Origin of the sequence: Bradyrhizobium sp. CCBAU 45394, assembly GCF_028128655.1 — a bacterium.
GTDB lineage: Bacteria > Pseudomonadota > Alphaproteobacteria > Rhizobiales > Xanthobacteraceae > Bradyrhizobium > Bradyrhizobium diazoefficiens.
The window spans coordinates 1-10,778 of record NZ_LBIX01000123.1; the positions used below are offsets into that span (position 1 = coordinate 1).

Sequence of the window (10,778 nt, forward strand, 5' to 3'; positions counted from 1 at the left end):
CATCTGGAATCCGTGATCACCATCGTCTGGAACACCTGATCACCATCGCTGGAATACGCAGCCAGGTTACGCGTGACGTCGGGGTAGATGTCGCCGCTCATGACGTCGTAGAGAGGCACCATCGTGATTGTGCCTCCCGCCCGGAGGAGAAGTTTGCGTCAAGCCGACGGACGCAGCCTGCGAGCTCTTTACGGCGATCTTGTCGCAGGACACCCGTATCGCAATTGGGCGTACGCCACGATGAAAAATCCGAGAGGCTCCCGCACAGCGCAAGGAGTGGGGAGATCAACTCTGCTGTTGCAATATGCTCAGGGCGCCAAGGTCGCAAGGTTGCTAGGTGCAATTGGTCATCATCGTCGTAAGCTAATCAGTGACGTTCGTCCGGAGCGAGCGGACTCCCCGGATGTTGTAGGAGTTGGCAGACCCGTCATAGTCGCAAAGATGCGTTGGATACGTCCCCCTCCTCATCCCTACCGTTCGTTTGCCAGGAAGCCTGACGAGATCAGGCGGATGCCAAATCTAGACTTGGCGACCCCAGAAGGACAATCGGCCTGCTGCGAGCAACCGCCGTCCCGGGCGGCAGCTGTGCCACTTAGACTTCGCACCGGGGCGGCCCCATCCGGTCTTGCCGCAAACAATCAAACTTCCGGTTCTGATCAGCAAAGTCATCGGCAATCCCCATTGCCACCGTCCAATGTGGCCGGAGGCAAACGAAGCCGAACGACCGCAAGAAGCGCGAGCCGAAGGCTTGGTATTCCAAAGCGCTGGGCCCACAGTCGCACGCGACTTTGCTGGCGCAAATATTGCCCACCATCAACTTTGCGCGCGGCTGAGTTCAAATCCATCACGTATAATGCGATGCAGGAGACAGTTTGAATTGGTTGCGAAAATTCATTGAGCAAGGCCCGTCTGACGAAGGGCCAGGCCGAAGCGCGTCCACTTTCGAGCCATCCGCCTTGCCATCTCCCGGCGCAGGCATGACGTGGCACCCCATCGCGGATTTCAGCGCTGCAGAGGAGATCCTGCTGGACCCCGAACCTTAAGGAGGTCTTCAAGGCGGTTCTTGACAACGGATCCGCAGTGGTGTCCACGAGCAAGGACTAGCTGAACTGCACAAATGACGATCATGGGGCCTTGCACAAGGAGCCGGCCCAGCGATCGAAACGCCGGTGTCGGTTCACTTTCGAAATGCGTTCCTGCCTTGACCATTGTCCGACATCACCGTTTGAAGTCCCGAGTGCCCGTCGCGAGAGATCAAGGTCGGCGACCGTGAACACGATGCGAGCGATTGCTTGCAGTCTTGAGCGACAAGCGCGTATGTCCGCGCTATGCCGAACAGCCACGGAGTGGCGGTGAACATGATTTAAGTGCCATATGTCACGTATCGCCTCGCTATCCTGGCGATCGGTGCATGACGGATGTCTCCCCACCTCTCTTAGGGACGAAACACCAAGCGACAACCCTGAGTGAGTCTTGAGGAGAATGGGAGGTCACTGAAACGAGCGTGCGCCTCCGATAGGTCATATCGACAAGACGCATCTTGACGGGAGACCCATGCGGCGGCCGCAATAGATCCCAGTCCCGGACAACGTGCTTATACTTGCATCCACACTATACCAATGTGTAACCGAGCTAACCCCGGGGATGAATTGGCACGAAGCGCGGCCGGGATCATTGTGGACCTTATGGCTATGCACACTCAGGTTTACGCCCAATTCGGGGAGGCGCAGGAACGCACAGCTGAAGGCCGTGCAGCTGCACTATACTCCGGTTTAATCGCTGACCTCAGTCAGCTGAATTTCGCAGACGCGGATGACCGCCGAGCATTCCCTCCCACCCTACACAGCATATTGGCAAGGCATGGACTGTTCGGGCTCACCACACCAGGAGAGCACGGCGGGTTAGCTCTTCCGTTGCAAGAGGCCATCGACCTCATCTCCGCCACTGCATCCTTTGATGTCTCCGCTGCCTCTACCCTCGTCATCCATAACTTCCTGGCCTTGCCCTGCATCGAAGCGGCACCGCACATCCCCGAACAAAAGCATATCATTTGGGGTGCAACACGCGGCGATCTCTGCGCTTTCGCTTTGACGGAGCCTGGAGCTGGCTCTGCCCCGAGGCATATAGAGGCTTCGGCTCTCATGCACGAAGATAAAGTTCGTATCTCTGGCCGCAAGATCTGGATCGGCCTCGCTGACTGGGCCCGCTGGATCGTTTGCTTTGCGCGCGCGTCTGGTCCCGATGCGAAAGGTCGGCTCGTTGGTGTACTCGTTGACAGGCAGGCTCCAGGCCTAAAGGTCACGCACGAGCATCGCACACTCGGTCTACGTGGCATTATTCAGAATACTCTGGAGTTCCAGGATGTCGAGGTGCCGCGTGCTTACGTGCTCTCTCGCGATCAAGACGGCTGGGGCGCGGCGACATCTAGTATGAACCGCGGCCGTATCGGTGTGGCCGCTATGGGTCTTGGAGCGCTTGAGCGCGCTATCCAGGTCGCAGCTTCTTATGCGAGCCATCGTCGACTCGGTAAACTGCGCATGATCGAGAACAGCTATATCGAGCAGTTATTCGGGCAGATGGTGCTGCGGCGGGAAGTAGTGAAGGCGATGCTGGCAGCATCCTGCCGACTTGTTTCAGCGCAGGGCGCGCCCAACGTCCACCTTGCGTCGGCAACGAAGGTTTTGTCCTCGGAGTGGTGCGGCCTTGTCGCTGATCAATGCGTCCAGCTGTTAGGTGGCCGTGGTTACGATGAGGGAACGCCTTTAGCCAAAATCTATCGAGACGCTCGCATCCTTCGCATCTTCGAAGGTCCGACTGAGGCGCTCCTATCACATCTCGGCCGCTGCCTCCTCTCTAGAGCCACGCGGGACGAGATAGCCGATCTCTTTCGGTCTGTTGGTGCGGCATCAGTCCATGCTGCTGTACTTGAGGAACTCTCTGCGCTCAGTGAGACCGACGGTGCCGTGCTGATCTATGCGGGTTGGCTCACCACACTGGGACTGGCACAGGCTGTCATGTCTGCTGGTTGCTTCTCTGCCTCAGATTGCGCCGCAGCAGCGGCTGACCTGGTCAGTTCCGAATTAGCAATTCTCCGTACTCGCGCGCCGGCACGGCAATCTTTCGAAGGCCGCAATCGGGCCAGCCGGACTCTGACCACCTTCCTTCAAGACGCGGCCTGTTCCATTCGTTCACCTGTCCTCACAGACGATTACCTCAAACTGGTGCAGTATGTCTGACATCTAGCTATGGGTGCCGGACGTCTTTCCACGTGGTGGGGCCGCGCGCGACGACGCAGCTGCGCAAAGCCGAGGCGTCCCTGAACACTGCCACCTCTGAATCCGGCAGGCTCTGCTATGAGGCCCTAACCCAAGCTCGCTTCCGGGCAGCGCCGGCCGCAGCAAAGGCTTGCGCGTTCAGGAGGAGCACCGCCTCCTCGACCGGCTGTGGCTCGACAACGGTCGGCCGCATCCATGAACTTGAGCACGTTCTGTCCCTTGTCCGTGATGGCCAGCCACCGTTTCGGGGGCTTCCATGTTCGATACTAAACCACCGTGCTTTTGCGCCCGGGCGACTGCGCGATAGGGATGCGGCTTCCGACCTTTCTCGTAATGCGCCCGAGAAACGTCATGTACCGCCCAAGGACGCGGTGCCGCCCCACGCACACAAAAGCCCAAGCCCTTCGTTTTTGGTACTGTTCCGCTCCGTTGGGATGACGGCGCCCAAGCCCATGCTGCAACGAGATCCGCCATGACCTAGCTAGTGCCATGGGGCATCTGTTATTTTGGGCATGAGCGGCCAAGCCAGGAACCCATCAGCCATGTGTAAGCGGCCTGATGGTTCGCTGCTCGCATGTTCGAGTCGTGCAAGATCAACGACGTCGATCCCCTCGCCTATCTCACGAACGTCCGACAGGATCGTCAACGGGCATCCAAACCGCGACATGGACCAGCTACTGCCCTGGGCCTACCGAGGTCAAACCTTCAGAGCCGTGGTCTGAGAGCGGCGCTTACGTTCTACCTTAATGTGTGATCCGTCTTTACCGGCACGCCAACGGCAACTTGGTCGGTCCAAGCACGGCGGATGCACTAGCTAGCGGCGGCGGTAATCGACACTGGTAGTGATCGGGGGCTTCAGGCCTGACAACCGCATCGGGCGATCCGCTGGCCAGATGGGTGGTTTCCAGACAGAGGGCACCGACCCACACCGGCCACTTTTCGTTTTGTGAATCGCGTCGGGTTCGTCAGCTTTCGGAAAGCTAGTCCGCGTACAACGCCGTTGAAGTTAGCGGCGCGTGGTAGGGACAGCGCTTGCCCTGTGTATGCGTGGGGCTTTTGGGGCGCCGAGTCACGTTTCTGCTAACTTCACTCAGTAGTGCGGGCGTGGCAGGGACAGCGTCTGATCCATCCCAGCCGGACCAGCGCCGAGTCGCGCCCGCGCTGCTTCCGTGTGAGATTGGAATCATATCCAAGCCACCGGGCGACGGTCTTCCAGATCAAGCTTAATAGCCAGCTTGCGCCGCTCCGCCGAGAGTGGGCACGGGCCGTAAATCAGAATGTCACCTCGCATTATTCGGGAAGAAAATTGGCAAATGACCATGTAGTCGGTGCAAGCTGGACCAATTCCAAAGAGTAATGCGTCAAGCTGGGGACATCGCTGCCGGTTAGGGCGAGCCCACCTTCAATGCTGCGCTCCACCTGCGGCTTGGCGAACTCCTCCCGGAGTCGTTTGGTCACGGCTCCCATCAGCCAGTCACGACGTTTGTAGGGTTCGATCAACAGTCGTCAGCAAATCGCGCGTATTCGACATAGGTGCAAGCATCCGGAAATCTCATAGTGCGCGACGCCACCGCACTAACGCCTGGCAGCCGACCCCACGTATCTCCGACGCGGTTCGAGCCCGATCGCGGGTAATCTGCATAGCTTAGAAATCGATCGAGTTGCTGGCGCAGCAAGATCTAGCCGCCCCTGAAGTCGGGCGGGCGATCGACTACTGCGGTCCGCCGATCGACTTGTTCCTCGCCGGCTTGCCAACGATTTGAAAAGAGGCCGCGTCTCGACGGACCGGCCGATCCCCAAAACAGAGGGAGGTAACCGTTGCCCCTGAACCTCTGGTTCGGTCCGCCGCACAGTCTGGTGTCGGTGAGAGCCGTTCCACCAGCTCCATCAGCCCAAGGAGGATCAGCCCCTCAGTCGGTCCTGGAGTGCCCGCCGATCGGCGACGAGATTGTCGAGGTCCAGCGGCTCGTGCTCTGGCCGCTCTCCTTGCGCTAATCGACCAACCAGCGCCCGCGTGCCGTCAACGACAAAGACGCCGCAATCATAACCGTTCTCCTGCTGGGCGATGCGGGCTGGCTCCAGGTGAAGGTCAAGCTTTTCCGCGAGCGCTTTTGCAATGCCCCAGTTCATGGTCTCGATGGAGTCGTAGTGATAGGCGACCGGCTTTTCCCGATCGCGGCGATCAATGAACAGCAGCGACCAATGCGTGCCGCGGCGATCCGGACTGGCATCATTCAGCGGCAGGAACACGAAGTCGGCTGTATCCTCTCCATTCCGATTAGAAACGATGCGGTCGAATGAGCCTCGCGCGACGCTCACGGAGCCCCAGCGCTGCCTATAAAGGGCTTCGAGGGGATCCACGAACCGCGTCCGGGCGGCGAGATCCGGATTGGCCCGCTGCAACTCCTGCGCCAGGAGCTCGTAATCCCTCTCGATATGCTCGTCGCCCAGCCATGCCATGGCATCGAGCTCAAGTCCTCTGCGGCCGGCGAGCGAGGCTGCCCCGATCTGAGCATCGAACGGTGCGCGCGGGAGCATCAACGGATAGTCAGCCTCATCGCTCAACTCCTGCGGATTGGACGGCAAATCAACCAGAGAGGCAAGACCGCCGTAGATGTCTGACGGATCCATCGCGGCTGCCGCTGGCACAGCTTGACTACCAATTCCGGTGTGACGGATGAGCTGAACGTCATTGCGCCCGTCCGGTCCCAACAGCGATCTGCCGTACTCACCGCGAGGGAGCATCATCTCCGAGGCGGGTTGGTTGCCGTGGGAAAAGCCCTCGGGAAGGGCCGATGAAGCATCAAAAGTCTCGCCCAGCGCTGGCGAGGTTTCCTCAGCCCTGTCGGACGCCGCCGCGACTTGCTCCATCCTCCGTGCACGCAGCTCTGGCAACGCCCCATCCCCCAGCTGCGCGCTGGAATGCGGAGCGTTTTCCGGCCGATAATTAAGACGAATGGCAGCGCCCGGCTGATTGAGTGGGATGCTCTGCCTCATCACTCCCGCGGGCACCAACAACGCCGTGTAACGGTCATCGTTGATCACGAAGCTGGTCGGTCGGTTGTCCTGGCTCGGCAGGACGCCGCTCCCGTCAAGCGCAACGATCAGCTTGTCCGGCGCGTGCTGGTCGCCGTGCCGCCAGTTCAAGGGAGGAACGGCCTCTCCGAAATCCGGCGCCGGGTGATGGAGCGCTGTTGGCTTGAGAGACGGCGGCGGGCCGGCGTCTTGCATGAGCACACGAGCCGCGAGAGGGGCCTGGATCAGCACGCCACCGCCTGCCTTGCCATCGCTCAGCTGCCGCTCAATGTCGACGCCTTGCGGATTGTTAAAAGTCCTCTGCCTCTTCGCTGGCCTCAAGTCCGCTGTAGCATGCCCGCCGTTGATGAGGAGCTCCTCGCCTGGCAGGCGGCTGGTCCTGACACGTGCGTCCGTCAGCTCGTCCGTGCCCTGGTGGTGGTTCTGCTCCTCGTTGACAGCTGGGACGGGCGGGGCGGCAGCCTGTCGGTCCTGTCGAGATCCGTCGACAGGCCCGTGGCCGTCTCGAACAACCGGAGCACTGCGCTCGCGATACTTACGAAGCGCCTCCAAGGCGGGAACCAGTTCCAGCTTCGGGAATACCTTGGCAGCAAGCTCTATCAACGAGGCGTGAGCAAGGCCTTCAAACGTTTTGCCCTCAGACTTGAGGTGATTTCCCAATTTGCGAAGATACCTAATATAATTCTCCACGGTCCTCGATCGCAGTTTCCGCCGCGAAGCGGCTGCCTGAACCGCGGCGTCGATGAGGTCCAGATCATCCTGAGACAGATGAGGATGAAGCGGGTCTGGCCGGACCACGATGCCGGGAGCCGGAATTGCGACGTTGGCTCGGCGCACCTCGCCCAAGTGCCGCTGAAATTGCGCTTGCCCGGCCGTTCCCGTTTGACGCTCTTGCAATTGGAAAGACGGCAGCGAATCAACCTCTAATGCAAGACCGCCGTAGATATCTGAGGATGCCCTCGGCACCGTAGGCGCAGCTTCACCAAACAAGGCGGGCTGGGGATGGTGAATGAGTTGAACGTCTTTGGATCCCCCCGGTCCCAACACGGCCGTGTAGCGTTCGCCGCCAATTCCGTAGTTCATCATCGGATATTCCGCATTAGGCAAGAAGTCCCACTCACCCAACTTGGACAGCATCATGTCGGGTGCGGGCTGGGTGCAATGGGAAAAGTCCTTGGGAACGGCGAACGATACATCAAAGATATCGCCGATAGCGGGAGAGCGCAGATGGATGAGCTGAACGTCGTTGAGCCCTCCCGGTCCTAACACGGCCGCATAGCATTCACCCCGAATGTCGTAGGTCTTTACCCGCTGTGCTGCATCAGGCAATAGGCCCCAGCGGCCCAGCTTGGAGCGCATCATATCCGGCGCGGGCTGGGTGCCGTGAGAGAAGTCCTCGGGAACAGCCAAAGAAGCATCGAAGCTCTCACTGATTGCAGGGAGCGTCTGTTGAAGCGCTACCGAAGCCGCACCGCGCGGGTCGATCATCCTGTGAAAGTAGTCTTCATGGCCGGAATACCGCGGCCGCGAGGAGGGCGGCCAGCTTGCGGGATCCAAAAGCTCGTCCTGGCGGACAGTTTCGGGCGGCTGCGCGGCAGCCGCTATTTCTGGCCAAAGCTCCGACGCATCGAGACCATCAGCAGACTTAGAGCCGTCCCAATTCACGCCATCGAAGAGCTCGTCCTGGGCGAAACTCTGCACGAGCGAGGGAGAGACTGAACGCTTATGTTGCCAAAGCACTGGTGCATCGAGATCCGGAGCTGGAGACTCGGCGCTCGGCTCCGCTGCGTCGAAAAGCACGTTCTGGGCGACACTTTGTATCGGAGAATGAGCGGCTGAACTCGGTCCCTGCCAAAGCTGCAGAGTATTGAAACCGTCAGCCCGCAACGAGCAGCCGCGATCCGCCGCGTCTCCCAAGCGCTGCTCATCGACAAGCCGCATGGGCGAAGGGGCAGCCGGCTGAATGGCCTGCCGCGAGCTGCCTCCTTCTGCGCCCAAATTGCTGTGACCGATGATCGCACGATATTCGCGAAGACCGTTCAAGGCGGAGATGAGCCCCCTGTCATTCTGAAACAAAGTGTCGGCGTGACCGAGCAGGGTATCATCACCGAGCTTGGCCATAGACAACGGTCGGAGCGCTGCCGCCAGCTTCCGCAGACAGCTCGCATAGGTCTCGGCGGTTTTCGCGCTGATCCCTCGACCAAAACCTGCCTCACTTGCCTCCCTGATGAGACGTTCATCTTCTATGGAAGGACGATAAGGACGATGATGTGTTGTGGCGGGCCGAGCGGTGGTGGCATAAGACTCGCGATACCGCCTGACCATTAACAATGCTGGGGCAATGATCTTGTCGTTTGGGAACAGCTGCTTGGCGTAACCGAGCAACGTATCGCCATCGAGGCCAGCGATTGATTTGCCAGACTGCTTCAGCGCAGCAGCCAATTGGCGAAGTTGACGATCATAAACGCTCACGGCGGTTGGATTGGGCGGTGGCCTTCGCTCGAGGGCGTCGGCCAACGCAGCCTGGATGAGGCGATCGTCTTCCTCACTGACGTCGTGAAGCTCTCTATGGGAATATACGGGACCGACCGATCGCGCGTCTCCCAGGTGCTGCTCAAACTGCGCTCGCTGCTGCTGCGATTGCTCCGCGGGAGTATCAGACACAGCGGAATCATTGCCGGCTCGGTTGATATTGTTGAATCGCTCCATGTTCGTCCGCTGGCCTCGCTGATCTGGTTCCCTAGCTACGAGCGTTAGCTTTCCAAAAGCTGACGTTGATAGAATGAATTGGACGGCAAGGGTCTTCTTCCAAGACGCTCAATCGCGAATCGTGCCAAACGAAACATCGTGACTGTCAAAGTACCGACGACCGACTGTCGTGGTTTTGTCTATATTCGGATCGCTACGGCCTAGCCTGCTGCTCAGCGGCCGCAAGCGCTCTAGTCCCCGACCTTGAGGAGTACGGGAGTGTGTTTCGGCATGGAGTAAGGGCTCGCAGCCTGATCAAGGAGTATGGATTATTGTTCCCTCGCGCAATCGGCCTGCAGTTCCGCCACTAGGTCCACGAGCTCTTGGGCGATGATCATCAGCTTCTGAGCGTGATAGCGCCGCTCTTGTCGATCCGCGAGAACGTCAGTAAACAACGGTGCAAATTTGATGACGAAGTCCGTCGTTTGGCAAAACAGCACGAGACGACGCGCCTCAGATGACGGTCCCGGGTGTCAGCGTCGTGACTGCCCTAACGTTCCGCCACACGATCGATGACCCTCCGCGCTTCCGATCGGCCTCGACGTTCGGCGCCCACCTGGGCCTTACGCCGCGTACGTAACCAATCTGGCGAAACTGACACCAACAGCAAGATATCCCGATGGGGCGACCGACTTCTCCGAACTTACAGCTCGAGGCCGCGACACCTCAAGGCCGGGGGGATGAACCTCGCAAGCGGATTGGCATGAGGAAGGCAAAGGTAGCCATTGCCCGGAAGATCGCCGTAACCTGCACTTCATCTGGGTCGACGGCGCATCGTTCGACTGGGGGCAGGCGAAAGAGGCCCAATCCTATTTTGCAAGTTCATAGTCCGGTCCGCCGGACTGGCGATGTCCCGCGGGGACGGTGGTCGTGGCGACCTCGGTCAATCGGCTGGTGACGGTTCGTCCGCACTCCGCCGCAAATGTTGAGGCGCGCGATCCGGACGTCATCATGAGGCGCTTGCGACTCGGGAATGACCATGACCCCAGCTGCGACATCAAACCCAATCACGCTGAAGCCGCCAACGACATCGATTATCCAATCCCATCGGCGATCGTCTCCGCGATCGCTCCGTCTCCGCAACCCCGACAGCTCCGACGGAGCAATCGCTGCCGGCATGTCACTAGAGAGAAAGAATAATAGCTCGACAACAACCCGCGTATTCCTCCGTTGAGGACCGCCTTGTTTGATGGACGCGAGTGCTGCAGGTCCTAGGGGTAATCCCAGGAGAAGCGCTATGACGATTTCGCGGGCGGAGGTGATCACATCGGTCGAGCGGCGGCGGCGGTGGTCGCAAGATGAAAAGGAACGGCTCGTTGCAGCATCGCTCGGGCTCGGGGCTACAGTTCCCGAGGCGCCTCGCATGGCCAGCCTTCATGTGAGCCAGCTGTTCAGGGTGCGCAAAGAGCTTTGCAAGCACGGTGAAACGAGTGTAGCGCCGTTGATGCCGGTCGAGATTAGCCCGTCTGTGCCGCCGCGGGATGTGGCCGAAGCGCCGTTGATGACGAAGCGCTGCGTCGAGTTCTCGATGCTCTGATGCGTCGATGATCCCGGTACGGCGCATCTCGAGCTGCGGATCGAGAAACACAAACGCGAACTGTACGGGCCGCGGTCTCCACAAGTCACCAATACCTGGATAGCAGAGCTGCTCGGCAGGCGTCCCTTCAATGTCGTGACGGTTGCGACTTCGCTCGCTTCCTCGACGATGGCAGGATCTGC

Annotated in this window: 4 protein-coding genes and 2 pseudogenes; 4 read left to right on the forward strand and 2 right to left on the reverse strand. The window is 59.8% G+C overall.

Annotation, left to right across the window (positions count from 1 at the left end; genetic code table 11):
* Positions 1-1,685 precede the first annotated feature (1,685 nt).
* The gene (locus WN73_RS12735; RefSeq protein ID WP_271553071.1) at positions 1,686-3,236 is read left to right on the forward strand and encodes an acyl-CoA dehydrogenase family protein; all 1,551 of its coding nucleotides are present in this window, start codon (positions 1,686-1,688) and stop codon (positions 3,234-3,236) included.
* A 607-nt stretch (positions 3,237-3,843) separates the two neighbouring features.
* Positions 3,844-3,997 (forward strand): annotated as a pseudogene (locus tag WN73_RS12740) (transposase domain-containing protein); the annotation flags it as partial.
* Positions 3,998-4,565: 568 nt separating this feature from the next.
* On the opposite strand, the gene WN73_RS12745 reads toward WN73_RS12740, so the two are convergent.
* Together WN73_RS12745 and WN73_RS12750 are read right to left on the reverse strand one after the other, a co-directional pair.
* A complete protein-coding gene (locus tag WN73_RS12745; protein WP_097668537.1) occupies positions 4,566-4,775 on the reverse strand; it encodes a hypothetical protein in 210 nt (69 codons plus the stop codon).
* 402 nt (positions 4,776-5,177) lie between these two features.
* Complete coding sequence (locus WN73_RS12750; RefSeq protein WP_245448766.1) at positions 5,178-9,020, reverse strand: Ulp1 family isopeptidase; 3,843 nt, start codon at positions 9,018-9,020, stop codon at positions 5,178-5,180.
* A gap of 278 nt (positions 9,021-9,298) precedes the next feature.
* Between WN73_RS12750 and WN73_RS44590 the strand changes: the two are divergent.
* Together WN73_RS44590 and WN73_RS12760 are read left to right on the forward strand one after the other, a co-directional pair.
* Positions 9,299-9,887, forward strand: a pseudogene (locus WN73_RS44590) (transposase); the annotation flags it as partial.
* Between the two features lie 409 nt (positions 9,888-10,296).
* Positions 10,297-10,596, forward strand: a complete 300-nt coding sequence (locus WN73_RS12760) for a transposase (RefSeq protein ID WP_271553078.1) — start codon at positions 10,297-10,299, stop codon at positions 10,594-10,596.
* The last annotated feature ends 182 nt before the right edge of the window (positions 10,597-10,778 follow it).

Bases quoted from the DNA above. Each gene is read 5' to 3' on its own strand.
- WN73_RS12735 (WP_271553071.1), top strand. From the start codon at position 1,686: ATGGCTATGCACACTCAGGTTTACGCCCAATTCGGGGAGGCGCAGGAA.
- WN73_RS12750 (WP_245448766.1), bottom strand. From the start codon at position 9,020: ATGGAGCGATTCAACAATATCAACCGAGCCGGCAATGATTCCGCTGTG.
- WN73_RS12760 (WP_271553078.1), top strand. From the start codon at position 10,297: ATGACGATTTCGCGGGCGGAGGTGATCACATCGGTCGAGCGGCGGCGG.